The 25921-nt window shown below is 67.2% G+C and carries 27 protein-coding genes; 22 read left to right on the top strand and 5 right to left on the bottom strand.

What is annotated here, in order from left to right:
- Positions 1-22: 22 nt before the first annotated feature.
- The 16 genes from DB354_RS19900 to DB354_RS19975 all read left to right on the top strand — a co-directional run bounded on the left by DB354_RS19900 (position 23) and on the right by DB354_RS19975 (position 12335).
- Positions 23-817 carry a FliA/WhiG family RNA polymerase sigma factor gene (locus DB354_RS19900; protein ID WP_107837394.1) on the top strand — a complete coding sequence of 265 codons (795 nt, stop codon included), beginning with the start codon at positions 23-25 and terminating at the stop codon, positions 815-817.
- Positions 818-898: 81 nt separating this feature from the next.
- On the top strand, positions 899-1759 hold the full coding sequence (locus DB354_RS19905) for a motility-associated protein (RefSeq protein WP_107837395.1): 861 nt from the start codon (positions 899-901) through the stop codon (positions 1757-1759).
- 3 nt (positions 1760-1762) lie between these two features.
- Positions 1763-2581: a flagellar motor protein MotB gene (locus DB354_RS19910; protein ID WP_107837396.1), complete on the top strand. Its 819-nt coding sequence runs from the start codon at positions 1763-1765 to the stop codon at positions 2579-2581.
- Positions 2582-2613: 32 nt separating this feature from the next.
- A complete protein-coding gene (locus DB354_RS19915; RefSeq protein ID WP_146180337.1) occupies positions 2614-2817 on the top strand; it encodes a hypothetical protein in 204 nt (67 codons plus the stop codon).
- Positions 2818-3132: 315 nt separating this feature from the next.
- Positions 3133-3882, top strand: a complete 750-nt coding sequence (locus DB354_RS19920) for a flagellar hook-basal body protein (RefSeq protein WP_107837398.1) — start codon at positions 3133-3135, stop codon at positions 3880-3882.
- A 159-nt stretch (positions 3883-4041) separates the two neighbouring features.
- Positions 4042-4824 carry a flagellar basal-body rod protein FlgG gene (gene flgG, locus DB354_RS19925; protein ID WP_107837399.1) on the top strand — a complete coding sequence of 261 codons (783 nt, stop codon included), beginning with the start codon at positions 4042-4044 and terminating at the stop codon, positions 4822-4824.
- Entirely contained in the window at positions 4821-5537 is a 717-nt protein-coding gene (flgA, locus tag DB354_RS19930; RefSeq protein WP_107837400.1) for a flagellar basal body P-ring formation chaperone FlgA, read from the top strand. Before flgG ends, flgA begins: the two co-directional genes overlap by 4 nt.
- A complete protein-coding gene (locus tag DB354_RS19935; RefSeq protein ID WP_233256708.1) occupies positions 5518-6141 on the top strand; it encodes a flagellar basal body L-ring protein FlgH in 624 nt (207 codons plus the stop codon). Before flgA ends, DB354_RS19935 begins: the two co-directional genes overlap by 20 nt.
- Before the next feature lie 26 nt (positions 6142-6167).
- Complete coding sequence (locus DB354_RS19940) at positions 6168-7313, top strand: flagellar basal body P-ring protein FlgI (RefSeq protein ID WP_107837402.1); 1146 nt, start codon at positions 6168-6170, stop codon at positions 7311-7313.
- Between the two features lie 5 nt (positions 7314-7318).
- Complete coding sequence (locus tag DB354_RS19945) at positions 7319-7690, top strand: rod-binding protein (protein WP_107837403.1); 372 nt, start codon at positions 7319-7321, stop codon at positions 7688-7690.
- The gene (locus tag DB354_RS19950) at positions 7687-8208 is read left to right on the top strand and encodes a flagellar protein FlgN (protein WP_107837404.1); all 522 of its coding nucleotides are present in this window, start codon (positions 7687-7689) and stop codon (positions 8206-8208) included. The genes DB354_RS19945 and DB354_RS19950 overlap by 4 nt, the downstream gene beginning before the upstream one ends.
- A 40-nt stretch (positions 8209-8248) precedes the next feature.
- The gene (gene flgK / locus DB354_RS19955) at positions 8249-9643 is read left to right on the top strand and encodes a flagellar hook-associated protein FlgK (RefSeq protein ID WP_107837405.1); all 1395 of its coding nucleotides are present in this window, start codon (positions 8249-8251) and stop codon (positions 9641-9643) included.
- 24 nt (positions 9644-9667) lie between these two features.
- Positions 9668-10561, top strand: coding sequence for a flagellar hook-associated protein FlgL (gene flgL / locus DB354_RS19960; RefSeq protein WP_107837406.1), 894 nt, complete (start codon positions 9668-9670; stop codon positions 10559-10561).
- Between the two features lie 56 nt (positions 10562-10617).
- Positions 10618-11085, top strand: coding sequence for a flagellar assembly protein FliW (gene fliW / locus DB354_RS19965; RefSeq protein WP_107837407.1), 468 nt, complete (start codon positions 10618-10620; stop codon positions 11083-11085).
- Between the two features lie 7 nt (positions 11086-11092).
- Positions 11093-11401: a carbon storage regulator CsrA gene (csrA, locus tag DB354_RS19970; RefSeq protein WP_107837408.1), complete on the top strand. Its 309-nt coding sequence runs from the start codon at positions 11093-11095 to the stop codon at positions 11399-11401.
- 61 nt (positions 11402-11462) lie between these two features.
- Positions 11463-12335, top strand: coding sequence for a flagellin (locus tag DB354_RS19975; RefSeq protein ID WP_107837409.1), 873 nt, complete (start codon positions 11463-11465; stop codon positions 12333-12335).
- A gap of 90 nt (positions 12336-12425) precedes the next feature.
- Here DB354_RS19975 and DB354_RS19980 read toward each other — a convergent pair whose 3' ends face one another.
- Both DB354_RS19980 and DB354_RS22110 read right to left on the bottom strand, forming a co-directional pair.
- Complete coding sequence (locus DB354_RS19980) at positions 12426-13805, bottom strand: sensor histidine kinase (RefSeq protein WP_107837410.1); 1380 nt, start codon at positions 13803-13805, stop codon at positions 12426-12428.
- A complete protein-coding gene (locus tag DB354_RS22110; protein ID WP_158277626.1) occupies positions 13802-15205 on the bottom strand; it encodes a sigma-54 dependent transcriptional regulator in 1404 nt (467 codons plus the stop codon). Before DB354_RS22110 ends, DB354_RS19980 begins: the two co-directional genes overlap by 4 nt.
- Positions 15206-15369: 164 nt before the next feature.
- Between DB354_RS22110 and DB354_RS19995 the strand changes: the two genes are divergently transcribed.
- Positions 15370-16995 (top strand): hypothetical protein, encoded by a 1626-nt coding sequence (locus DB354_RS19995; protein ID WP_233256709.1) that lies wholly within the window; start codon positions 15370-15372, stop codon positions 16993-16995.
- A 4-nt stretch (positions 16996-16999) separates the two neighbouring features.
- Here DB354_RS19995 and DB354_RS20000 read toward each other — a convergent pair whose 3' ends face one another.
- Positions 17000-18088: a LacI family DNA-binding transcriptional regulator gene (locus tag DB354_RS20000; RefSeq protein ID WP_107837412.1), complete on the bottom strand. Its 1089-nt coding sequence runs from the start codon at positions 18086-18088 to the stop codon at positions 17000-17002.
- Positions 18089-18152: 64 nt separating this feature from the next.
- Positions 18153-18686, bottom strand: coding sequence for a hypothetical protein (locus DB354_RS20005; protein ID WP_107837413.1), 534 nt, complete (start codon positions 18684-18686; stop codon positions 18153-18155).
- Between the two features lie 120 nt (positions 18687-18806).
- Here DB354_RS20005 and DB354_RS20010 point away from each other — a divergent pair, with 120 nt between their 5' ends.
- Positions 18807-20969, top strand: coding sequence for a carbohydrate-binding protein (locus DB354_RS20010; protein WP_107837414.1), 2163 nt, complete (start codon positions 18807-18809; stop codon positions 20967-20969).
- A gap of 42 nt (positions 20970-21011) precedes the next feature.
- On the opposite strand, the gene DB354_RS20015 is transcribed toward DB354_RS20010, so the two are convergent.
- A complete protein-coding gene (locus tag DB354_RS20015; RefSeq protein WP_107837415.1) occupies positions 21012-21485 on the bottom strand; it encodes a GreA/GreB family elongation factor in 474 nt (157 codons plus the stop codon).
- Between the two features lie 113 nt (positions 21486-21598).
- On the opposite strand from DB354_RS20015, the gene DB354_RS20020 reads away from it, so the two are divergent.
- The 4 genes from DB354_RS20020 to DB354_RS20035 all read left to right on the top strand — a co-directional run bounded on the left by DB354_RS20020 (position 21599) and on the right by DB354_RS20035 (position 25687).
- Positions 21599-22498, top strand: a complete 900-nt coding sequence (locus DB354_RS20020; protein ID WP_107837416.1) for an AAA family ATPase — start codon at positions 21599-21601, stop codon at positions 22496-22498.
- 30 nt (positions 22499-22528) lie between these two features.
- Positions 22529-23377 (top strand): hypothetical protein, encoded by an 849-nt coding sequence (locus tag DB354_RS20025; protein ID WP_107837417.1) that lies wholly within the window; start codon positions 22529-22531, stop codon positions 23375-23377.
- 105 nt (positions 23378-23482) lie between these two features.
- Positions 23483-24124, top strand: a complete 642-nt coding sequence (locus DB354_RS20030) for a hypothetical protein (RefSeq protein WP_146180339.1) — start codon at positions 23483-23485, stop codon at positions 24122-24124.
- A gap of 345 nt (positions 24125-24469) precedes the next feature.
- Positions 24470-25687: a hypothetical protein gene (locus tag DB354_RS20035; protein WP_146180340.1), complete on the top strand. Its 1218-nt coding sequence runs from the start codon at positions 24470-24472 to the stop codon at positions 25685-25687.
- Positions 25688-25921 lie beyond the last annotated feature (234 nt).

Here is a 25921-nt window from a genome sequence, read left to right on the forward strand (position 1 = left end):
GCTTACCTCTCCCTAGATTCCTATGAGCTCCACCGCTTCAAACCCACAAGGCACGGATGCAAATGCCGCCGCGGCTTGGAGGGCTTACCAAGGTGTTTCGCCGAGCGCCGTGGATGAGAAAGACCTCATCTCCCGGTACCTGCCGCTGGTCCGCAACGTTGTTGACCGCATCAAGCTGAATGTTCCCGCCCACGTGGACGCCGACGATCTCTACAGCGTCGGAGTCACCGGCCTGATCGCCGCGGTGCGCAAGTTCGACCCCGAGCAGGGTAGTACCTTCGCCAGCTACGCCGCGATGCGCATCCGGGGCGCGATCCTGGACGAACTGCGCCGTATGGACTGGTGCCCGCGCCGGGCCCGGGCCCGTTCCCGGAAGCTCAAGCTCGCCATCAACGAGGTGGAGCAGCGCGTCGGCCGTGCCGCCACCGACGCCGAAGTCTGCGCGTCCCTCGGCCTCACGGAGAAGGAATACCAGAAGTGGGTCGACGAGGCGAAGCCGGTGACCTTCATCGCCATCGACCAGAACACCGAGGGCGAGGAAGGGGAGGGCGCCTCCTTGCACGAGCTGCTGGCTGACGAGGCCGACAAGACCGGCCGGGATACGCTCGAGAAAACCGAGCTGCTGCAACTTCTCACTCAAAGGATTAGCGAGCTGCCCGATATACCGAGAAAGATCCTCGCGATGTACTATTACGAAAACATGCGCCTGGCCGAAATTGCTGCGGTGTTCGGCCTGACGGAGTCGCGCATTTGCCAGATTCACGCCCAGACCATCCTCGGTCTGCGCGGCTGGTTGCAGCGCGCGCGCAATCGCTGACGCGAAAGCTCCCATGCGGATCCCTGCGGCTGAACTCTCCGTGGCGCGTCATCGGCGCTCCGCCACGCCCCTTCGTTTCCCATGCTCGTAATCCTGGGTGGTATCATCGTCTTGGGCGCCATGCTCGGCGGCTTCGTGCTGGCCGGTGGCAACCCGGTCTTGCTGCTGCATGTATCCGAGTTTGTGGTCATTCTCGGCATCGCCGCGGGCGTGCTCGTCATCGCGAGCCCGGGACACGTGCTCAAGGAGTTGGCCCACAAGGTTATCGGCTCCATTACGGCGAAAGCCACCAGCCAGGCCGAATTCGTCGAGATTCTGAAGCTGCTGTACGAGATCTTCATGGTCGGCCGGCGCAACGGCCTGATCGCCCTCGAAGAGCACGTCATGGACCCCGAGAAGAGCTCCATCTTCAAGCGGTACCCGGCCATCCTGGATCACCCCGAGCGCCTCGAGTTTCTGTGCAACGGCCTCAAGCCCGTCATCGACGGCAAGATCAAGCCCGACCAGCTCGAGAATCTGATGCAGGCCGAACTCGACTCCAAGTCGTCGGAGGCGGATCACCCGGTCCACGTCTTGAACCTGGTGGGCGACTCGTTGCCTGGCATTGGCATCGTCGCGGCGGTGCTGGGCATCATCAACACGATGGCCTCCATCGCCGAGGGCCCGGCGGCCGTCGGTGAGAAGGTGGCCGCGGCGCTCACCGGTACCCTGCTCGGCGTGTTCTTCGCATACGGCTTCGTCAACCCGCTCGCGAATCGCATCAAGTTCAACAATGCCGCCGACGAGCAGATCCTCCGCTGCATCATGCAGGCGGTCGCCGGCTTCGCCAAGGGCCTCGCTCCCATGACCGCAGTCGAGGTCGCGCGGCGCTCGCTCGACAGCAACGTCCAGCCCAACGCAGGCGAACTCGAGGTGACGCTCAAGTCCCTCTCTGCGAAATAGGCGATGGCCAAGAAGAAGGATGCTCATCACGGCGGCGCCTGGAAGGTCGCCTACGCGGACTTCGTCACCGCGATGATGGCGCTTTTCCTCGTGCTATGGATCTGCGCGCAGGAACCCAATATCGTCCTGGCCACCTCGCAGTACTTCAAGAACCCGTTCCTCGCGACCGCTGCCGATGCGACGTCGGGCGTCCTGCCTTTTAACAACAAGCGCTCCACGCCGAACACCAGCAGCGGCGAGGAGTCCGGCACCCAGAAGGAGAAGGAAAACCAGCAGAACGTGAAGCTGACCCTTCTCAATAGCGTGGCGGCAGACTTCTACCGCCTGCTGCACCTCGAGGAGAATATGGCCGAGGCCCCGATCGACGTGGAAATCACCGCCGACGGCCTGCGGGTCACGGTGTTCGATCGCGGGCGGAAGCCGCTCTTCGTCTCCGACACCGCCGAGCTCACCGAGTGGGGCCGGTTCGTCATGCAGAATCTCGCCTGGGTCATCGACCGGCACCGGTTCCGCGTTGTGATCGACGGTCATACGCGGTCGGGCATCGTCGCCACGAAACCCGACTACAGCGCGTGGGAACTCTCGTCGGATCGCGCCTTGGCCGCCCGACGTGCCCTCGTGCACTACGCCGTCGACGACGACCTCATCGAGCGCGTCACCGGCTACGGCGACACACACCCGGTGCCAGGCGTCGCGCGCGACGCCGAAGCCAATCAGCGCATCACTGTCAGTCTCAGCCTGTCCACCCGGTCGCTCCGAGACACCAAGCTCGTCGAGCAGCCTGTCCGGAAGCTGGAATACGGGACGAAGTCGAAGCCATGAAACCCTTTCTCCAAGGCAAAAAGGAACTGAATATGAAGTCTTTGCGTGCGGGCGCGCAGGAAGCGTCGGCGCACCACGGACCTCACGCGTTGTCGCCGTTGGCGGCCAGCGCGCCGGGAGCATCGCACGCCCAGGTCGAGGTGGTGAAGGAAGGCGACAAGATCGTCCGCCTGATCATTACCTGCGTCTGCGGCGAGCGCACCGAGATCGAGTGCCTGTACCCGCCGGGCCGCTGAGCGGCCGTGGTGCGGAATCCGCCGGCAGGGATCGCCGGCAACCTGGTCTGCCTTGGCGCCAGCCATTGGCAGGGCAGGGCAACCTTGCTGTGCCCGGCTACCCCTGCGGGCTCGCTTCCTTCCGGCTGTCCCATGCCTCCGGTCAGGGGCGGCATGTCGGCTGGGCAATTCCTGCCGCCGCACCCGGAGCGCGGGAGTGCAGGGGTGGGGCAGGAAATGCCACGAAAAAATCTGAAAAGTTTAATTCTCGGATTATAGGTAAGTTGCGCGCGTTGGAACGGCCGCGGCACACGGATGGCTTAAGCCTCCGCGTCCATGAACATCGGCCTCTATCAAAGTGCATCTGCTCTCAGCGCCCTTGAGCGCTGGCAGGAGGCCGTCGCGCAAAACATCACCTCGAGCGAGACGAACGGTTACCGGAAGCGGACGATCAACATCAGCACCACGACGGCCGGAGAGATCCAGGCTGACCCGCGGGCGAAGATCGGCAGCGACTCCACGTTCCAGACGCTGTTCCCGAAGGTGAACACCGGCGTGAACTATGGCGGTGGACAGACCCAGCCCACGAAGCGCGACCTCGACGTTGCGATCCAGGGCGATGGCTTTTTCGAAGTGCAGATGCCGGACGGCTCCCGGGCTTACACCCGCAACGGCGAGTTTCACCTCCGGCAGGATCGCACGCTCGTCGGCGCCGGCGGGGCGGAAGTCCTGACGGACAGCGGCGCCCCGATCACGCTGCTCCAGAATGGCAAGAGCCTGGTTGTGAATCGCGACGGCACGCTGTTCCAGGGCGACGTCGCCCTCGGCCGGCTCTCGATCCAGCGGTTCGCCAATAATGCCGCCCTCGTCCCGACTTCCGGTGGATTCTTTATCCCCGGCGCCGGCGGCCAGCCCGAACCCGTGGCCGAGCCGGACCTCCTGCAGGGCTATCTTGAGAGCAGCAACGTCACCCCGCTCCGCGAGATGGTCGACCTCGTCCTCATTTCCCGGGCCTACGAAGCCAACCAGAAGATCATCACCACGATTGATCAGCAGATGGAGAAGACGCTCCAGGCCCTCGGCTGAACCTGAAACCGCCAGCCGCATGACTTCCCCAGACAGACAACCGCAATCACGACTGCATGGCCGAGCCCGCAATGGGGGCGGGCCGGCCCCAATTTCCACCGCGTTGACCGCCGGCGAGTCCGGCGCGCCGCGCGCCACCCTCAACCTGATTTCCTGCGCATGAACCTCTCGCTCTATTCCGCCGCCACGGGCATGGAGGCGCAGCAGATGAACCTGAACACGATCGCCAACAACCTGGCGAACGTGAACACCCCGGGTTTCAAGCGCAGCAAGATCGAGTTCCAGGATCTGCTCTATCAGGCTCCGCGCGCGTCCGGTTCCGAATCCGGCGGCGGCAACCTGGTTCCGACCGGCGTCGAGGTGGGCAACGGCTCCCGCGTCGCGGCCACGTCCAAGGTCTTCACGCAGGGCCAGCTCACCGCCACCGGTGAGAAGCTCGACATCGCCATCCAGGGCGAGGGCTTCTTCGAGATTCAGCGGCCCGACGGCACCTTCGCCTACACCCGCGACGGCTCCTTCAAGCTCAATGCCCAGGGCCAGGTCGTCACCGCCGACGGCCTCCCAGTCGGCAGCGGCTTCCAGACGATCCCGAGCGGCGCGACGTCCGTCTCCGTTTCCGAAGACGGCCAGGTCACGGTCCAGACGGCCACCGGGACCAGCACCTTCGCCCTCACGCTCACGCGTTTCCCGAACCCCTCCGGCCTCCGCAGCCTCGGTGGCAATCTCTACGAAGAGACGGCTGCCAGCGGCACGCCCGAAGCGGGCAAACCCTCCGAGGACGGCTTCGGCCGCACCATCCAGGGCTACGTCGAGAACTCCAACGTGAACATCGTGGAGGAGATGGTGGCGCTCATCATCGCCCAGCGCGCCTACGAGATTAACTCCAAGTCGATCCAGGCCTCGGACGAGATGCTCCAGAGCGCGGCCAACATGAAGCGATGAAGACCCGCTGGTCCATTTTCCTGTCGGTTCTCGCCGTGTTTGCCTTCGGCCCGCTCACCGCGGCGCCGGCAAACGCCGAGGCCGTCACCCTCAGCCGCGAGCAACTGCTCGCCTCGCTGAGCCGCGATGTCGCCGGTCACTTCAATCTCGAAGGCAGCCTCGAACTCGACCTGATCCGCGCCTGGGCCGCCCCGACGCGCACCGCCCGCCAGTGGGATGTTGTCGTCACCGATTATCCGAACACCGCCACCTCCGCGATGCTGCTGCGTTGCCGGCTCGTCGCCGATGGCGAGGCGCTGCCCGACATCACCCTGATGCTGCGTGCTTCCCTCTGGCGCGATGTCTGGTCCACCCGTGAGCCGCTCACGATCGGCGCTACCTTCGACCCGGCCCTGCTCGAGACCCGCCGCGTCGACCTCTTCCGCGAGCGCGAGGCGCTCCCGACCGCCGTGGGCGATCGCTCGTACATCTTTTCCCGCGGCGTGGCCGCCGGTCATATCCTGACCTGGCGCGACATCAGCCGCCGCCCCCTGGTCCGCAAGGGCCAGGTCGTGGATGTCTCCGCGACCGAGGGCATGCTGGTCGTGACGATGAAAGCCGTCGCGATGGAGAACGGCGCGCAGGGTGACACCGTCACCGTGCGCAACCCGGATTCGCGCAAGGACTTTGCCGCCCTCGTGGTCGATGAAAACCGTGTCCAAGTCCGCTTCTAGTCTCCGCCGCTCGAGCGCCGTGCTCGCCCTGCTCGCGACCGCCGTCGCGGTCCAGGCCGACTCCATCTGGCCGGCCAGCGGACGGGTGCCGGCGGCGATGTTCGCCGACCGCAAGGCGAGCGCACCGGGCGACATCCTCACGATCATCGTCGCCGAGTCGGTCGCCGCGCAGAACAGCCAGTCGAAGAAGTCGGAGCGCAAGTCCTCCCTCGAGGACGCAGTCTCGAAGTTCATCTTCAGCGGGGTCGGCTCGCACGCCAGCGAGATGCCCGGCCTCAGCGTCGGCGGCTCCTCGTCGTATTCGGGCGGTGGCGACGTCAGCAACACCCAGAGTCTTTCCTCCCGCGCCGCCGTCCTCGTGACCGACGTGCTGCCCAACGGCAACCTCGTCATCGAGGGCGTACGCGTCGTCCGGTCTTCCGGCGAAACCCAGTATGTGGTCCTCCACGGTCTGGTGCGGCCCGAGGATATCTCGCGCACGAACACGCTCGTGTCGTCGAACATCGCGGATGCCCGCGTCGAGTTCTACTCGGAGGGCGCCCTCACCGAGGCCCAGAAGCGGGGTTGGCTGACCAAGATCTACGAGAAGCTCCGGCCGTTCTGATCCCGATCACCTTTTTCGTTCCCAGGATGTCTACAGCAGGACGCACCTCTTTTGCCCGGTACTTCGGAAGTCGGACCTTCCGGGCCTGCTTCCTTGTGGCGGCGGCCCTCGGGCTGAGCGCCACGCTCCACGCCTCGCGCGTCAAGGACCTCACGCTGGTCGAAGGTGGCCGGGACAACCAGTTGGTCGGTTACGGCCTGGTCGTCGGCCTGGCGGGTGACGGTGACAGCAACGCCATCGCGACCCTCCGCGCCGTCGCCAACGTGCTCCAGCGCCACGGCCTCGACGTCAGCGCCAGCGACCTCAAGGCGAAGAACACCGCGGCGGTCATGGTCACCGCCGACATCGGCGCCTTCCTCAAGTCTGGGAGCCGGATCGATGTGAATGTGGCCTCCCTCGGTGACGCCAAGACGCTGCAGGGCGGGGTGCTCCTCCAGACGCCGCTAATCGGTGGCGACGGTCGCGTTTACGCCGTGGCTCAGGGCCCGGTCGCGATCGGCGGCTTCCTCGGCGGCTCCGGCGGTGCCGGCGGCGCCACGGTGCAGAAGAATCATCCCACCACCGGCGTCATCAGCAACGGCGCCATCGTGGAGCGCGAGATTCGCGCGACCCTCGTCCAGGACAACGTCCTCCGCCTTCTCCTGCACAATCCCGATTTTACCACCGCCGCCCGCATGGCCGACGCGATCAACGCCCAGTGGCCGGCCGCCGCCAATCCGGTCGACGCCGCCACGATCGCCGTGACCATGCCCGCCAACTACCGCGGCCGCGACGTGGCCTTCATCGCCGACCTGGGGCAGGTTGAGGCTTCGGCCGACACCCTTGCCCGCGTCGTGATCAACGAGCGCACCGGCACCATCGTGGCCACCTCCACGGTCCGGCTTTCCCAGGTCGCGATCGCGCATGGCGCGCTGACCATCACGGTGACGTCCAATCTCGGCGTCAGCCAGCCGGGCGCTTTCGCCACGGGCGGGCAGACCACCACCGTCGCCTCCACCCAGACGAACGTGAACGAGGTCAAGGGTGGCTTCACGGTGGTGAACGAGCCACCGACCATCGAGCGGCTGGCCGCCGCCCTCAACGCCCTCGGCGTCTCGACGCGCGAGATGATGGCCATCTTCCAAAGTCTCAAGCGTGCCGGCGCCCTCCAGGCCGAACTCGTGATCAACTGAGCCGCATGAACGTCTCCGGCATCACTTCCTCCACCTCTCCGCGGCCCGCCGACGAAACCGGCGAGTTGACCGCGACCGAGCGCGTCCGGGCCAAGCAGCTCCGCGGCAGTGCGCTGCGCAATGCCGCCCCCGCCGAGCAGCGCGCCGCCGTGGCCGCCCAGTTCGAGGCCGTGCTTGTCCGCCAGATGCTGGGCAAGACCATGACGTCGATGCTCGGCAACGCCGGCGGTTCCGCCAGCAGCGTCTACGGCGACCTCCTGACCGACACGATGGCCCAGAAGCTCACCTCCGGCGCCGGCATGGGCCTCGCGGCCGTGATCGAGAAACAACTGACTCCCCGAATCTCCAACCCGGCGGCAACGCCGTCAGCCACATGACTGGTCTCGCGACATTTCCCACGACAACGTCCTGGCAGGGTATCGTCGAATGCCTGCGCGCCGAGCTGCAGGATTACGGTGAGCTCCTCCGCCTTTTTGAGGCCCAGCAGCGCAGCCTCTTTAACCGTGAAGCCGATCAGGTTCTCCTGCTCGCCAACGAGATCGAAGCCCAGGCCCAGCGGCTCTCCGACTGCCGCGGCCAGCGCGAGAGCGCGGTCGCCGAGTTTGCCGACAGCCTCGGCCAGCCGCGCAACACCTCGCTGCGGGCCATGCTCCCGCTCATCGAGGCCGATGCCCGTCCGCTGCTCGAAGCGCTGATCAACGAGGTCAACGCCCTCCTGCACCGCGTGCGCCGCACCAGCCGCCACAACCACTCGCTCCTCGCCCGCACCGTCGAACTCCACCAGGAGACGCTCCAGATGCTGCGGCCGCAGAGCTACACCAAGACGTATTCGCCGGCCGGCCGCGTGTCGGTCGCGACCACGCACGCGCCTTCGACGCTGCGCGCCACCGGTTGAACCACCGCTCCCCGGTTCACCCCCCCAACCTTCCGCTCCCATGGCCGGCCTCTTCGCCACCCTCAATTCCACCGTCAAGGCGATCACCGCACACAGCGCGGCGCTCGAGACGACGGGCAAGAACCTGGCGAACGTGAACAACACGTCGTACGCCCGGCAACGGGTGATCTACGGCGACCGCGGCACGATCGCGACCCCGACCGGCGCGGAGAGCCTCGGCCTTGAGGCCCTGGGCGTGCAGCAGCTGCGCGACCAGCTCCTCGATCTCCAGGTGGCCCGCGAGATCTCGATCACCTCCGGCTACGAGGCCGAACAGAAGGGGTATCAGCGCGCGCAGGCCGCCCTCGGCCAGAGCATCGAGAGCACCACCACCGGCACGAGCGACAGCGGCATCGGCGCCGCCCTCGATAACTTCTTCAACAGCTTCCAGAGCCTCGCCGGCAGCCCGACCAGTGATGGCGTCCGTGAGACCCTGCTCCAGAACGCCACGATCCTCACCGATCGTCTCCAGCTTGCCGACCAGCGCCTGCAGCAGGTCCAGGACGACCTCGACACCCAGATCACGACGGACGTCAGCACGGTGAACGACCTGCTGAACACGATCGCCGAGCTGAACGAGCAGATTTCCCGCTTCGAGGTCAACGCCGCCGGCACCGCCGTTGACCTGCGCGACCAGCGCCAGGCCCGCCTCGAGGAACTCGCCGCCAAGCTTCCCGTCACCGTGAAGGACCTCGGCGATGGCACCCTCCAGCTCTCCGCGAAGGACACGAGCGGCGTCAGCGTCATGCTCGTCAATGGTGCCACGGTTGACAACACGGTGTCCTTTGACGGCACCCAGATCACCGCCGGTACGCCCGCCGCCACGCTCAATCTCGCGAGCGGATCCATCCAGGGCTCGCTCAAGGCCAAGACCGGTGCGGTCCAGACGCTGCGCGACAACCTCGATGCGCTCGCCGGCCAGCTGATCACGTCCGTCAACGCCGCCTACAACCCGTCCAGTGTCGCCGGCGGCAACTTCTTCAACGGCACCGAAGCCGGTTCGATCGCCGTCGTCGGCACCATCACCTCCGCCTCGCTGAAAGCCGGTGACGGGAGCGCTTCGGGCAACAACAGCATCGCGCTGGCGATTGCCGGCCTGGCGAGCAAGACGTTCTCGATCAGCGGTGGCGCGGCGATCGACGGCACGTTCGTCGGGTTCTACAGCAAGTCGGTCGCCAGCATCGGCCAGTCCCTGTCCGCCGCCAATTCCCGCGTCGAGGACCAGAACAACATCGAGGAGCTCGTGCGGAAACAGCGCGATGGCGTGAGCGGCGTTTCCATGGACGAGGAACTCGCGGACCTGCTCAAGTTCCAGCGCGCGTTCCAGGCCTCCTCCCGCGTCTTCAACGTCGTCGACGAACTCCTCGACACCGTCGTCAACCGCCTCGGCGCCTGACCCCGGACCTAAGCAAGGCATCCCATGCGCATCACGACCAACACCGTCCAGGACAACATCGTCTCCCAGATTCAGAATCTCAGCACGAAGCAGGCGAAGCTGCAGACGCAGGTGTCCACCGGGCAGCGCATCTTCCAGCCCGAGGACGATCCGGCGTCGGTTGGCCGCACCCTCAACCTGCAGAGCGAGCAGCGCAAAATCACGCAGTACGCCAGCAACGCGACCCGCGCGCTCGAGCTGAGCCAGGCCACCTTCTCGGGACTCAACGCCATCAAGACCGTGTCCGACCGCGCCTCCGAGATCGCCACCCTCGGCAGCGGCGCGCTGAGCTCCTCGCAGAGCCAGGCGTATGCCACCGAAGTCAACCAGCTGATCGAGCAGACGCTCGAACTCGCCAATTCCCGCTTCGGCACCGACTACCTGTTTGGCGGCACCAAGCTCGATACCGCTCCCTTCGCGGCGACGCGGACCGACGGCAAGATCACGGCGGTCTCCTACGAGGGGAACAGCGAGCAGGTTTCCCTCCCGCTCTCCGAGTCCGCCACCGTCTCGCCGACCACCGACGAGGCGACGAATCTCAGCCTGCGGGACTTCCTCAAGAACCTGATCGACCTCCGGGACTCGCTGGACACCAACAATTCGAGCGGGCTCGCCACCGCCCAGGCCGCCCTCATCGACTCGGAAGACGTGCTGGTGGCTTCGCTCGCCCGCAACGGCGGCATCCAGACCCGCATCGAGGCGCATCAGGACCAGCTGAAGGATCGTTCGACCGAACTTGAGAAGCTCGTCTCCGGCGAGGTCGATGTCGACCTGCCTGAAACCATCGTTAAGCTCACCCAAACCCAGACGGCATACGAAGCCGCGCTCCAGTCGTCGGTGAAGATCATGCAGATCTCCCTCCTCGACTATATCAACTGACTCTTCCCCGACCTTCGTTCCAATCCGCCCTTCACCCTCGCGACCTCTTTACCGACATGAAAGTCCTGCCCGAAGTCTTCCCGACCGACATCGATGTCCCGCCCTCCAACGAACTCCAGTTGCCGCAGGGAATCGTCGGGTTTGGCACCTACAAGCGCGCCGAACTCCTCTACCTCCCGAATCACCTCCCGTTCCTGTGGATGAAGCTCCACAGCCCGACGGACCACCTGTTCTTCATCGTGATCGAGCCGGGTGGCATCGTGCCGGGATACGAGCCGGAGATCTTCGATGAGGACGCCGAGCAGCTCGGCATCGTCGATCCCTCGCAGGCGATGATCCTGAACATCGTCACCCTCCGGAAGCAGAACCCGGTCGAGGCGACGGTGAACCTGATCGGGCCCATCGTCGTGAATCGCCGGACGCGCATCGGCCGGCAGCTCGTCATCTCGAACTACTCTCGCTACAGCGCCCACCACGCGCTGGTCGAAAACCCGCAGGCGTCGACCGTCGCCCGCTCCCTGTGAGGCCGCCATGCTTGTCCTATCACGCAAAGTAAATGAGGCGATCGTCATCGGTGACTCGGTCGAGATCCGAATCACCCGCATCGAAGGTGACGTCGTCAAAATCGGCATTTCGGCTCCGCGCGACATCGCCATCTTCCGCAAGGAAGTCCTGACCGACATCGCCGCGAGCAATCAGGCCGCGGCGGTCCGTCACAACAAGCCGGGTGGCCCGCTGCCGGTGCTGCCGACGAAGCCCGCGGTCGGGCAGCCGCTCGCCGCCCGCCCCGTTCCCGCCAACCCCGTCGACCAAGCTCCGGTCGCGGCGCCCAAAGCCTGAGGCCACGCCTCCCGGCCTCCCTCCGTTTTCAAAACAAACCCAGCCTTAACTCAGACCCGTCATGAGCGTTATCAACACCAACATCGAAGCCATCTCCGCCGCCCGTAACCTGAATCGCAGCCAGGAAATGCTGGGCCGCTCGCTGAACCGGCTTTCCTCCGGTTCGAAGATTGTCAACCCGTCCGATGACGCCGCAGGTCTGGCCGTTTCGGAGAAGCTCGACGCGCAGAACATGCGCGTGAAGGCCGCCACCACGAACGTGCAGAACGCGATTTCCTACACGCAGACCGCGGATGGCTTCATGAGCGGCATGACCAAGATCCTCGCCCGCATGAGCGAGCTCGGGATGCTCGCGCAGGACGTGACGAAGAACTCGACCGACGTCGCCCTCTACCAGAAGGAGTTCTCCGCCCTCCAGGATCAGCTGAAGCAGACCATCGGTGACGGCACCGCGGGCAGCACTCCCCTGGGGCAGTTCAACGGCATCACCCTTTTCGGCTCCGACAGCACCAACAACAGCGGTGCCGGTCTCACGGTCACCGTCGGCCAGGCGGTCGGCCAGACCATGAACATCCCGCAGATCAACCTGCGCGACGGTGACATGGGCGCGATCATCGCCACCGACAGTGCCGGCAACTACACCCTGAGCCTCGCGTCGACCGATGCGATCGCCTCGATCACGGCCGGCATTCAGGACGTGGCCGGCGAACGCGCGTCACTCGGCGCCAGCCAGTCCCGCCTCGAGCTCGCGTCGTCGACGCTCCAGGTCGAATACGAGAATCTCTCGTCCGCCATCTCGCGGATCCGCGATGTCGATGTCGCCGAGGAGTCCACGCAGTTCGCACGGTACAACATCCTGGTGCAGTCCGGTACGGCCATGCTGGCGCAAGCCAACAAGACGCCCCAGTCGGTTCTGCAGCTCCTCAACTCGTAAGCCCGCCCGCGCCGGGTTCCTCCCGCCGCGCGTTCCCTTTCCCTCAGTGCAGCCCCTGGGCCGGTCTTCGGACCGGCCCTTTGCTTTGGCCTAGTCTTTCGGCAGCGGCACCTGCAGCCGGAAGGCCGTGCCGGAGGAACTCGTCGCCAGCAACTCGAGCGTCGCGCCAATCTGGCGGGCGAGGAGCTGGCTGATCGCGAGTCCGAGCCCGGTTCCGCCTACGCGGCCCGTGCGGCCGGGTTCAAAGAGATGCGCGCGAATCGCGTCGGGGATGCCGCGGCCTTCGTCCTGCACGACCAGCGTCAGCATCGCCGCGCCGCGCGTGAGGTTCACGTCCACGTGCCGGCCGGGGTCCGTCGCTTCGATCGCGTTCTGCACGAGGTTGGTAGCTAGGAGGCACACCAGGCTGCCGCGGTGGCTGTCGATCGTGCCCGCGAAATTCCCGGTTACGGAGAGCGCAACGCCCTTGGCGGTGGCTGCGGCCTGGTTGCGATCCCGGATCGTCGCCGCGAGCTCCGAGCCGGAAAGCTCATAGCTGGTCGCCGTACTCGTCTCTCCCAGCAGGGCCACGGTCTCGTGGATCATGCTCTGCATCCGTTCCGCATAGTTCGCGGCCGACTGCCACTCGGGCTCCTGGGCCGCGGGGTCGTTGGCGCGATCGGCCACCATGGCGCGCAGGCCGGCGACCGGGCCCTGGAGACCATGGATCAGGTGCGAGGTGATGACGCCGAGCGCCGAGGTCTTGGCCGCCAGCGTCAGCTCGAAGTTCGCGCGGGTGAGGCGTTCGTTGCGCTCCGCGATGATGCGCTGCGCCCGCTGGATGATCAGGTACGCGCCCGCCAGGACGATGATGATGAGCCCGCTGCCGATCGACAGCGTCTGGGTCGTGCGGCGGTTCACGCCGGCGTCGATGCTGGCCAGCTCCCGCTGCAGTCGCTGGGCGTCGACGAGGCACTTCACGAAGCCCACCGCGTGCCCCGTGCCGGCCGCCTGCAGCGGCAGCAGCACCTCGAGCATCGGTTCGACCCGCGGCCGGCCGTCCCCGCGCTCGTCCATGAAGTAGCGATCGACTCGAAACTCGGGCATGAAGCGGCTGACGCGATCGCCGGCCAGCAGGCGGGCGTAGTCGTCCGGGGCGAGCTCGGTCGGCACCAGGGTGGTCGGCGAGACCTGGAGGAGATTGCCGTCGGCGTCGTAGATCGAGACGCCGCGCATGCCCTGCACGACCTTGAGGACCGAGGGCAGCAGCATTTCGGAGACGAACGCATGATTGCTGGGGTCCGCCTCCGCCTCCCGCAGCTGGGCCTCCGCGATCAGGTACAGTACCGAGGCGTCGCGATCGATGATGGCGTCACGGACGTCCCGCCGCAGTTCGGTGCGGATCAGGAAGGTCGTCGCCGCGAAGATCGCGATCACGAGCACGCCCGTGATGAACGTGGCGACGGCGGGGCGCGAGGGCAGGTGTTTCATGCCGGGGTGGAGGCGCGCTTCTCGGCGCTGAGCCGATAGCGCAGGAACTCGCGGGTGACGCCGAGGCGGCGCGCCGCGGCCGAGACGTTGCCGTCGGTCACGCGCAGCGCTTCCTGCACCAGATCGTCGATCACGGTGTCGACCGAGAAGCCCTCTTCCGGCAACGCCCAGGCCGGATTGCGCCACGCGGGTGCGCCGGCGGGGGACGGGGTTCCGAGATGGGCCAGGTCAAGCGCGTCGCCAGAACCGAAAATCAGCGCGCGCTCCAGCTCGTGTGCGAGTTCGCGGACGTTGCCGCGCCACGGTTGGGCGAGCAGCCGCGCCTCGCCGTCGGGGGTGAGGTGCAGCCCGGGAAGCCGGTGGCGGGCGGCGAGCCGCACCAGCAGGTGGCGGGCGAGCGGCAGGACGTCGCTCCCGCGTTCACGCAGCGGCGGGAGCGTCAGGTGCAGGAGATTGAGGCGGTGGTAGAGATCGGCGCGGAAGTGGCCTTCGTCGACCAGCTGCGCCAGCGGGCGGTTCGACGCGGCGATCAGCCTCACGTCCACATGCACCTCATGGGTGCTGCCGACGCGGCGCAGCGTGCCATCCTCCACGGCGGTGAGCACCTTCGCTTGGGCCGCGGCGGAGAGGGAGCCGATCTCATCGAGGAAGAGCGTCCCGCCGTCGGCCGCTTCGAACAGCCCGGTCCGGGCCTGGCGGGCATCGGTGAACGCGCCGCGCTCGTGGCCGAACAGCTCCGACTCGGCCAGGGCATCGGGCAGCGTGGCGCAGTTGACGCTGAGGAAGGTGCGGCGCGAGCGCGGGCCCTGCCGGTGGAGCCAGCGGGCGAGGGCGGTCTTGCCCGTGCCGGTCTCGCCTTCGATCAGCACCGGCGGGAGCGAGCGCTCGAGCCGCCGTTCGGCGGTGAGGATCGATTCGAGCTTGGCGCGCACGCCGGCGAGGGCGGGCGTGAAGTGGAAGAGGTCGGCCTCCTGCGTGAGCTCCTCGGTCCGGTACTCGTCGCGCCGCGTCGCGATCCGGTTCTCCCGGCAGCGCCGGAAGGCGAGGGGGAGCTCCTCGAGCTCGAACGGTTTCGCGAGGTAGTCGCCGGCGCCGAGCCGCATGGCATCGACCGCGCGTTTCACCCCGCCAAACGCCGTCATCACGACCACCCCGGTGTTCTCGGAGAACGCGCCCTCGCGCAGGAGTTCGAGCGCCTCGCCGTCGGGCAGGTGCAGGTCGACCAGCGCAAAATCGAAATGGGCCTCGCGCAGGATCCGGCGCGCCTGTTCCAAGTTGCCGACCTCGGTCACGTCTGCGCGTTGCGCCGTGAGATAGGCCACGCAGCGCTTGCGGAGACCGGGGTCGTCTTCGAGCACGAGGATTTCGCTGCCCGCCGGGAGTACGGATTGGTCAGCCATCGGCCGGCTAATGCGCGGGAAATTACCTTTCGGGGCAACGCAAAAGGTGTTCAGCGGGGGCCCGTTGCGGCGCGGCGACCGCCATGCGGTCGGTTGACACCACCAAGGCGGCGGGCTGAGTGGGACGGATGCGAACGTTCCTGCTGCTGGCCGCCTTATCCACCATGTTGTCATCCGCCTCCCTTTCCGCCGCCAACTCCGGCGTGCCTGATCTCGCCGCCCTCGAACGGATGCACGCCCGGTTCGTCCCGGTGGAGCTGGGCGTGGATGTCTCCCGGTTGCCGGCAAACGAGCGGGTGGCGCTGCAGAAGATGATCGCGGCGGCCAAGGTCTTCGACGCCTTGTTCCTGCGTCAGGCCGATCCCCTCAACGAGACCCGGCTGGTCGGGCTGCTGCGCGATGAATCGCCGCTCGGGCGGGCCCGCCTGCAGTACTTCCGGCTGAATGCCGGCCCATGGTCTGCCCTCGACGAACACGCTCCATTCCTGCCGGGCGTCGGCCCGAAATCCACCGCCGGCAACTTCTATCCGGCGGGTGCCACGCGCGAGGAGATCGACCACTGGATCCGGCAGTTGCCCGAGACGGAGCGCGCCGCCGCGACCGGCTTCTTCACGACGATCCGCCGCGACCCGGCCGGGCGCTTCGTGATCGTGCCGTACAGCCTCGAGTATCAGGGCGAGCTTGCCGAGGCGGCCCGGCTTCTCCGCGAGGCTGCCGCCGCCACGAGCCAACCGACGCTGAAGGCGTACCTCGAGAAGCGGGCCGAGGCCTTCATCACCAATGACTATTACGCGAGCGATGTCGCCTGGATGGAACTCGACGCCTCGATCGAGCCCACGATCGGGCCGTACGAGACCTACGGTGACGGCTGGTTCAACTACAAGGCGGCCTTCGAGGCCTTCATCGCGCTGACCGACGACGCCGAGACCGCGAAGCTCACCCGCTTCAGCGGCCAGCTTCAGGATGTCGAGGATCACCTGCCGATCGACCCGCAGTACCGCCGCGCGAAACTCGGCGGCTACGCCCCGATCCGCGTCGTGAACCTCGCGTTTGCCTCCGGCGACGCCAACCACGGCGTCCAGACCGCCGCCTTCAACTTGCCGAACGACGAGCGCGTCGTCGCCGAGAAGGGCTCGAAGCGCGTGCTGCTCCGCAACGTCCAGCAGGCGAAATTCGACCGCGTGCTGCGGCCGATCGCGGCCCGGGTGCTGGCGCCCGGCGACCAGCCTCACGTCGCGTTCGACCCGTTCTTCACCCACATCCTCATGCACGAGCTGATGCATGGACTCGGGCCTCAGGCGCTGCGCGTCGACGGACGCGAGACGACGGTCCGCCACCAACTGCGCGAACTCTACGGCACGATCGAGGAGGCCAAGGCCGACATCTCCGGGCTCTGGGCGCTGCAGTACTTGATGGACAAGGGCGAACTCGACCCGGCCGGCGAGCGTGCGCTGTACACGACCTTCCTCGCGTCAACGTTCCGCACGCTTCGCTTCGGACTGACCGAGGCGCATGCGAAGGGCATGGCGCTCCAGGTGAACTGGCTGCTCGACGCTGGCGCGATCACGGTCGCGGCCGACGGCACCTTCGCGCTGGATGCCGCCCGGATGAAGGCCGCCGTGACCGGCCTGACCCGCGAGATCATGATGATTCAGGCGACGGGCGATTATGCCCGCGCGCAGGCCCTCCTGCAGCGGATGGTCGTGCTGCGGCCGGAGGTCGCCCGCGCGCTCGAACGGCTGCGCGACCTGCCGGTCGACATCGAGCCGCGCTACGTTTCCGCCGACTGACGACTCAGGCGACGGCCGGCACGATCCGATCGGTCGTGCCGGGCGGGCGCGCCGACGCGCGGACCACCACCTCGACGGGAAAGACAATGGGCGGCGCGTCCGCGGCAACCTGCCGCTCGATGCGCCCCAGCAGCAGTTCGACGGCGCGGGCGCCCATCGTGCGGAGCGGTTGGTGCACCGACGTGAGTTGGGGGACGCTGATGCGGGCGGCCAGGGTGTCGTCGAAACCGGCAACCGAAACGTCGTCGGGCACGCGCAGGCCCGCTTCCGCCAGGGCTTCCATCACGCCCACGGCGATGCTGTCGCTGGCGCCGAAAATGGCCTGGGGCAGTCGCGCACCGGGATGCTGCCGCAGCCACTGGCGCAAGGCGTCCCGTCCGCCTTCGACCGAGTAACTGCCGGCTGAGATCAGGAGATCGGCGCGCACCGGAATGTGTTCGGTGGCGAGCGCGCGCCGATAGCCACGCACGCGGCGTTGCGCGCCGGTCATGCCCTCCGGGCCGACGACGTGCATGATGCGCTGGTGCCCCTGGGAGACCAGCATCCGCACCATCTCGTAGGCGCCGCGCTCCTCGTCGCTCTCGATGTTGATCACGTCCTCGAGCTGCGAATTGGCGTGGATGGAGACGAACGGCGTGTGCGTCGGCAGGACGTTCTCCTTCGGCGAAAACGTCGGGGCGACCAGGATCAGGCCGTCGATCCTCCCGTCGCACATCGTCCGTAGCCGGCTCGCGTCCGGGCCCCAGTTGTGGAGCGAAAACACCGTCGTGTTCTGGTCCCGGGCGGCGGCGGCGGCCATGATGCCGTTGAAGAGCTCGAGGAAGTAATGGTTGATCTCGCCGCCGGAGAAAACGGCCGCCACGCCGATCGTCTGCATGCGGCGGTTGGCGAGCGCCCGGGCGGCCGCGTTGGGGCGGTAATCCAGTTGCGCTGCGGCCTTCAGGATGCGCCGTCGCGTCTCGTCGGAAATGCGCGACGACGTGCGCGCGCCGTTGAGGACCGCGGAGGCCGCCATGGCCGACACGCCCGCCATGCGACCGACATCAGCGAGCGTGGCGGCGCGGAGCGGACGGGAGCTTTTCGATTTCGGCATGGCGGAGGTTGACTGCGGGGACCGCGGCGGGGGCGGCCCGCGCGTGGCCGCGGCCGGCCGGGGCTCAGTACTTTTCGCCCCACTTCGCCCGCATGGATTCCTTGATCATCGGCGGGTAGATGGAGACGTGGTTGAAGGTGATCGTCTCGCCGGCGGTGGTGGTGAGCGTGAAACGGTAGACGCGCATCGAGGACGTGATCTGGAACAGCCAGGCCATGCGCCGATCCTCGGCGGCGATGATATCGGTCTTCCCCATCCAGCTGTTCTTTTCGAATTTGGGGTTGGCCTCGTCGAGGAGCAGGGCGGGTTTCTCGTCGGAGATGTCCTCGATTCGCAACCGCTGCAGCGCGGGGGCCTTGGCGGTCGCACTCATGCCGAACTGGTAATACGCCTGGCGGTTTTCCTTGCCGGGAAAGACCATCGCGAGCTCGACACGGTAGCCACCGCCCTCGCCCTGCGGCGGACCCTTGGACGTGAGCGGCACGTTGATCTTGCCGCCGTCAGAGATGGGCACGACCGCGAGAATTTCTCCGGTCTGGCAGCCACTCAGAAACGCGGCGAGGCTCAGGAGGAATGCAAGCAGGCAGGGGAGACGCATGCCGCCAGCACGAACAGAAACCGGGCGCGGTGCAATCCTCGGAAAGCCCCTGTGGGGGCGCGGCGAAAAAACGGTGGCGGCGCGCCGGCGCGGCTCGTTACCGTGCCCGGCGTGACCCCAATGATTCGGCTTACCCCCCGGAAGCTCACGTGCTGGGCCGCGTGCAGCCTCTTCCTGCTTGGTTGCGCGGTCCTGCCGGCCGCCAGTCCCGATGCCGTCCTGCCGTACGTGTGGCGCGATGTCGCCATCCACGGCGGCGGTTACGTCACCGGACTCGTCTATCACCCGGCCCAGCCGGACCTCCTGTACGCGCGCACCGACGTGGGCGGGGTCTTCCGGTGGAACGCGCGGGCGGAGCGTTGGACCGCGCTCAACGACGCGCTGGGGCAGGACGAGGCCGAGTGGCTGGGGGTGTTGAGCCTGGCCGTCGATCCGCAGGATCCCAACCAGCTCTACCTCGCCTGCGGTTCGTACACCCAACCTTGGGCGAAGCCGGCCGCCCTGCTGCGGTCCTCCGACCAGGGACGCTCCTGGACCGCGACGCCGCTGCCCTTCAGGCTCGGGGCCAACGAAGACGGCCGCTCGATGGGCGAACGCCTGCAGGTGGATCCGCGGCAGGGTGGGGTCCTCTGGCTCGGCACCACGCGCGACGGGCTGTGGCGCAGTGCGGACCATGGGCGCACCTGGGCGCGCGTGGCGCGGTTCCCCGCGACGGCCGTCGCGCTGGTTTGTCTCGCGCCGCAGGCGACCGGAGACCTGACGCGCACCGTGTACGTCGCCACGGCCGATGCCGCCGCACCGGTCCTTTACCGGACCGAGGACGCCGGCGAAACCTGGGCGCCAGTTCCCGGCCAGCCGGCGAAGTTCGTGGTGCACCACGCTGCGTTCGCCGCCGACGGCGCCCTGTACCTGGCGGCGGGCAATGGGATCGGACCCAACGATGTGACGGACGGTGCGGTTTGGAAGTACGTGCCGGCCGACGCGCGCTGGACCGACGTCACGCCGCTGCGACCCGATGCCGGGCGCGGCGATCGTTTTGGCTACGCTGGTCTCGCCGTCGACCCGGGGGCCGCCGGCACCGTCCTGGTTTCCACCCTCGACCGCTGGAAGTATCGCGATGAAGTCTTCCGCACCACCGATGGCGGCGGCACCTGGCGGCCGCTGGTCGCGGGCGCGCAATGGGACGACCGCGCCACGCCCTACATCCACGCGCTCAAGCCGCATTGGTTTGGCGCGGTGGCGCTCGACCCCGCCGATCGGGCGCGCGCCTGGATCGTGACGGGATATGGCGTGTGGGCGACCCGCGGGCTCGAAGCCGCGGAGCGGGGTGAGGCGCCCACGTGGCGCTTCGAGAACGAGGGGCTGGAAGAGACGGTCATCGACGAGCTGATCAGCCCGCCGGCCGGCGCACCGCTGCTCAGCGCGATGCCGGATCTCGGCGGCTTTCGGCATGACGACCTGAGCCGCTCGCCAGCGGCCGGCATGTTCCAACCGTTCCAGCGGGGCAACCCGTCGCTCGCGATGGCGGCGCAGCGCCCCGAGATCTTCGTGCGCACGCTCGAAGGCGAGGCGCGCGGCGCGATCTCGACCGATGGCGGGACAACCTGGACTCCGTTCAAAGCGCACCCGCCGCTGCCCGCCCGGGTCGGCGCGATCGCGATCAGCGTGGACGCCGCCACGCTCCTCTGGCTGCCCACCGGATCCGCGCCGTATCGCTCGACCGATCGCGGCGCCACCTGGCAGGCCGCGCAGGGACCGGTGCAGGCCTCCACGGACTTCTTCATCGACCGGCCCGTGGCCGACGCGGTGAACCCGCAACGCTTCTATATCTACGGACGGAAATCGGGCCGGGTGTTCGGCAGTACCGATGCCGGTGCGAGCTTCCGCCAACTCGCCCGCGTGCCGCAGGAGGGCGGGCCGTTGCGCGTCGAGCCCGGTCGGGAGGGCCACCTCTGGCTGCCGACGCGGCGCGGGCTGTTGGTATCCACGGATGCCGGACGTTCGTTCCAGCCCTGCGCGGGCGTGGAGCGCGCGAGCCAGGTCGGCTTCGGACGGGCGGCGCCGGGCCGGGCCCGCGCGGCGGTGTTCCTGCTGGGGCAGGTGAGCGGTGTCACCGCGTACTTCCGGTCCGACGACAGCGGCGCCACGTGGCTCCGCATCTCCGACGCCCAGCATCAGTTTGGCTGGGTGCGGACGCTGACGGGTGATCCGCGGGTCTTCGGTCGCGTGTACGTCGGCACCAGCGGTCGCGGCATTGTGTACGGCGATCCGGCAGCCAAGTGAACCGGCACGAGCGGCCGCCGACGGGACGCGTTGCCCAGCCGATCAGAGCACGGTGCTGATCCGCAGCGGCGCGGGCCGGCCGGGCAGGCGCACCTCGTCGCCGACTCGCTTGCCCACCAGGTCGCGGCCGAGCGGCGACTGTGGCGTGATCACGAGGACGTCGCGACCGTCGACGGAGAGCTCGATCCCGCCGGCGCGGGGGCCGACGAAGTACCACTGCGTGGCGCGGCCGTTGGCGAGGCCGACGACGGCGCCGAGCGCGATGGCTGCGTCGGGCGCGAAGGCCGGCACGGGCAGGCTCGCGTACTGCGCGATGTTGTCACTGATTTCACGCACGAGTCGCGCCTGCCCCTGGGCGAGGTACGCCGCCTCCTGGCTGTGCATGTCGTACTTGTTCTCGGGCCGGCTCTCCTCGCTGATCGCCTCGTCGCGCGACGTTTCCGCGGCGGCGCGTTGTTGCGCCAGATCGGCCTGCAGACGGTCCAAGATGGCTTGGCGGAGGGCGGTCTTGTTCACGCGTGAGGGAAATATTTCGTAAAAGCTCCGCGGCGGGTTTTTTACTGGAACCGCTGAATGGCGGGCCACATGTTCACCGGCGTTCTGTCCCGCTTGTCAACGGGCTTTCCGGCATGGCGCGTAGAATCAGTTTCCTCAATTACAAGGGCGGTGTTGGCAAAACGTCGCTGATCGTAAACACCGCCGCGGCCCTCGTGAAACTGGGCCAGCGGGTGCTGTTGTGCGACTTCGACACGCAGTCCAACGCGAGCATCTGGCTGATGAAGCTCGACCGCTGGAACAAGATCAACGCCCAGGGCGTGGGCGCGGTGTATTCGATCTTCGATCCCGGCACGGCGCGCGTGAAGGACCTCGTGCTCAAGGACGTCGTGCAGGGCAAGGCCGGCGAGCTGCTGCTGCCGGGCTTGGACCTCGTCCCGACGACGTTCAACCTCGTGGACTTGGAGAACGAGTACAACGGCGACCCCAGCCGCCCGCCGTTCCTCGTGTTCTACGACCAGCTCCGGGAGATCGAGGCGAACTACGACTTCATCCTCTTCGACTGCCCGCCGAACATCCTGCGCGCTTCGCAGTGCGGCGTGTTCGCGAGCAACGAACTCTACGTGCCGGCCAATCCCGACGCGCTCAGCCTGATCGGGTTCACGCTGCTGGTGGAAAAGCTGCAGAAGTTCCACCAGCTCTCGGCCAGCTTCCGCCAGGCGGCCATGGGGCCGGCGGCGCAGGTGTACGGGATCGTGTTCAACGCGATCAAGACCGGCGTCGACATCGAGGTGCCGAAGATGCGAATGCAGCTTCGGTTAAACCAGTTTCGTTCGGCCAAGCGCGTCGCGGCGCGGGCAAAGATCTTCGACGCCCAGATCCGCGATGCGATGGTCGTGCGCCGGGCAGTGGCACTCGGGCTACCGGTTTCGCTCGTGAGCGCCGACGCCGAAGGCAACGCGAGCGGCGACAACGTCGTGAATGACTACCGCAAGTTTGCGACCGAGCTGATCCAGCACGCCCCGACACCCTAGCCGGCGCCGCGGGTGCGGCTCCCTCCCAAGATGAAATCCACCGCCAAAGACTGGGACCAGATTCGCCACGCGTTCAGCACGTCGATCATGGTCGACACCTCGCTCGCGAGCCTCGCGCAGAACCTCGACGGCGTGGAGTGGCCGATCAAGGGGGCCGATGAAACCCCGGCCAAGTACATCGACCTCGCTTTCGAGGAGGTCGTGGAGCTGCTGCAGCTCAAGGGCCAGCCGGAGGAGCGGATCGACACCCTGATCGAGATCCTGCGCGAGACGCAGGCCTTCGACGATCCGTTTGGCGACATGGTGGAGCAGACTGAGGTCGCGGCGGAGCGGGACAACGTGCTCCTGAAGAACCTGGCCAAGCTGGGCATCCCCGAGAACTTCCCGATCGTGCTCACCGGCCTCGAACCGGGAACGCTTGAGTTCTGCCGGCTCGAGAAACTCGCGACGCTCGGCGAGTTCGCCGTGTTTGCCCAGGGCATGGCGCAGACGGTCATCGTGGGCGGTGATTTCCGAAAGCTGCTCAACGCCCTCTCGCACGTGGACGAGGCGTCGCTCGCCACCGTCCTGCCCTTCCGTCCCGGCACCAAGGGCCTGCACCTCGTCGAGGCGCTGGCGCAGGTGGCGAACGCCCCGGATGCGGCGGCGCGCGTGGAGGTGGCCGTGACGTGGTTCGTCGACGAGCTTGGCGCTATCGAGCGCGACCTGGCGGCGGGCGGCTCGCTGGAGCGGCATTTCGTGGTGCTCGGCAATCCCGTGCTGGAACAGCGGGCCGCGGCACTGCTGCGACCCCATCTGCGGACCCCGGCGAAGGTACCGGAGTCGGCCGCCGCCCCCGCCAAAAAATCGGGTTGGTTCGGCTGGCTGTTCGGCCGGTAAGGAACCAGCTTGCCGGGCGCCATGGACGAAACGCCGCGTCAACCCCCGCCGCCGCCGCCGAGTTTTCCGCCGCCGGCGCCGAGACCGGTCCGCCCCGGGCCCGCGTTGGCGTTGCCGCGTCGCCGGGCGGCGCTGCGGTCTCCCCTTGAGGTTTCGGAGGCTTCGGCCGTCACCCGCGAATCCATCCGGGCGTTCGTCTCTGCCACCCGGGCGCCGTTTACGGGCCAGCCGGCGCCGGAGGACACCGCCCGCATTGCGGAACTCGAGCGTTCGCTGCGCCAGCTTGAGCTGCTGCTGGCCGACCGCGAACGGGTGGTCGAGGAATCCGAGGCCCGGCTCAATGAACGCGAACGCGATATCGCTGAGATGGAGGCTTTGCTGATCGCGCGCCAGCAGGTGATCGCCTCCACCCGGCAGCCAGCCCCGGCCGGGCAACCGGTTTCGGCCGAGCAGAAAGCCGCCCTCGAGCGGCTGCGCGCGGAACTCGAGCGCCAGGCGGCGAGTGTCGAGGAAGCGCGACGGGCCTTGCGCGAGCGCGAGGAATTCCTCGAAGCGAGCGAAACCAAGCTTTTTGAGAAGGTGCAGGCGCAGCAGGAAAAGGAAATCGAACTGGAGCAGCGCGAGGAGGATCTCCGCGCCCGCGAACGGCGGGTGCGGGAGCGCGAGGCGGCCGTCGATCCGGCGGCTGCCGCGGCGCTGCAGGCCGAGGACCAAGCCGCGAAACAGCGGGACGAGTTCAAGGAGTAGCGCCGCGAAACGCGGCCAGATCCCGCCCTCCCCGCCGCCGGCCCCCGCCGGTACCTCTTTCTGGCGGACGGACCGGCCCGTCTGCGCAAGCGAGCTTGCCGCCAATGGGCGGCAACACGCCTGTGGCGACCGGCACGCGCACCCGCATCGGACGCGGCTTCCCGGTCATTCAAAACTGGCTTCCGGAGCCGCGCCGCCTGGGTGGGGATAAGCCGGCGGCGGGCCAAACTCTCTCGTTGACGACCGCGGGGGCGCCCACGAACTTTCATGCAACATTCGCTTACCACCGCCGTCCCAGTTGGCGCTTACCGCATGAAATATCTCCGCTTCGCCCTGCTTGCTGCCGTGTCCGCATTTTCCGTTGCCCGCGCGCAAGAATCGGACGAACAGCGCCAGCGGCCCCCGACCGAGATCCCCGATTTCAGCAATCTCGACGAGTACATCTACGAACCCAAGAGCTCCGTCCGGCTCGGCTTCCGATCCCTCGGCGGCGTGACCGCGAGCTTCTCCGGCACCGGCTCCATCCAGACCCCGGAAGACTTCAACCAGGACCTTACCCGGACCGACATCACCCGCAGCTATCACGACGGCACCGTCTCGCCCGACGCCCGGACGACTGCGCGGCTCGATGATTACGGCAATCCGATGATCGATCCGCACACCGGCAATACCATCTCCGACCCGATTGCGCCGGATGGGAAGACGAACACCTGGAACTACTCGGACTCGCGGCAGGTGGACTCCGACCACACGGCCCCCGGCTACATCGCCTTTCACTCGTACTCCGCTGAAGTCACCGACCAGGCGGTGCGCAGCCAGAAGAGCCGCACCACCAACGGGCTGGACCTCATGGTTGCCCGCGACATGGGCAAGCTGCTCAAAGGACGCGTCTCCTGGAACCTCATCGGTGGTATTTCGGTGAACGACATCTCGGCCCGGAAGATCGATACGGTCGCCGGCACGATTCAGGAAATCGCCGACCACTACTCACTTTTTGGCCGGAATCCGCCCGATGCGCCGTACGAAGCGCCGAGTTCGAGCACCACTACGAGCGGTACCTCCGGGACGTCCGTCACGGTCGATAGTTCGGTGCTGATCAGCCAGATCCCGCTCTTTCGCCAGATTCGGGATGTCGCCGCCGGCTCGGGTGACTCGATGATCATTCGCAATAACTGGAAGGTGAAAGGCGCGTACTACACTTTCCGTGGGGGCGCCGAAGTCTGGATTCCGATCACTTCGCGTCTGCGGCTGAACCTTACGCTCGCCGCGGCGATCATCTACTCGGGCACCAACTACACGGTCATCCAGTCGCTCACGCCGGAGATCGGCTCCGACATCATCGAGACCGACACCAGCGACGCCTACAAGCTGCTCCCCGGCTACTACGCCGACGCCAGCCTGCAGTTCGACCTGACCGAGAAGACGGGTTTCTTCGCCGGCGTGATCTACCAGTCGGCCGGATCGTACACGCAGACGATCGACAGCGATACCGCGCACTATTCGACCAAGGTTGATTTCAAGAACCTGAACGGCATGCGCGCCGGTATGTCGGTGCGCTTCTGAGGAAATCGCGTTCGCGATTTCCTAAAGGGGAGAGCTGAAAGCCCGCGGCATTGGCGCGGGCCTCCGTAATCTGTGACCACTGTGCCGCGGGCGCTGCACGGTTCTGGCGCTTTGGCCTAACCTCGATGTCACGGTGGCGTCTGCGCGCACGCGTAACGGCGGCTCCGAGCGTGCGCGTACGGGCCATCCTCGCGCTCAGCCCATGCCCGCCCGTGACGCTCGATAGTGGGGCCT

It is taken from the genome of Opitutus sp. ER46, assembly GCF_003054705.1.
Taxonomy (GTDB): domain Bacteria; phylum Verrucomicrobiota; class Verrucomicrobiia; order Opitutales; family Opitutaceae; genus ER46.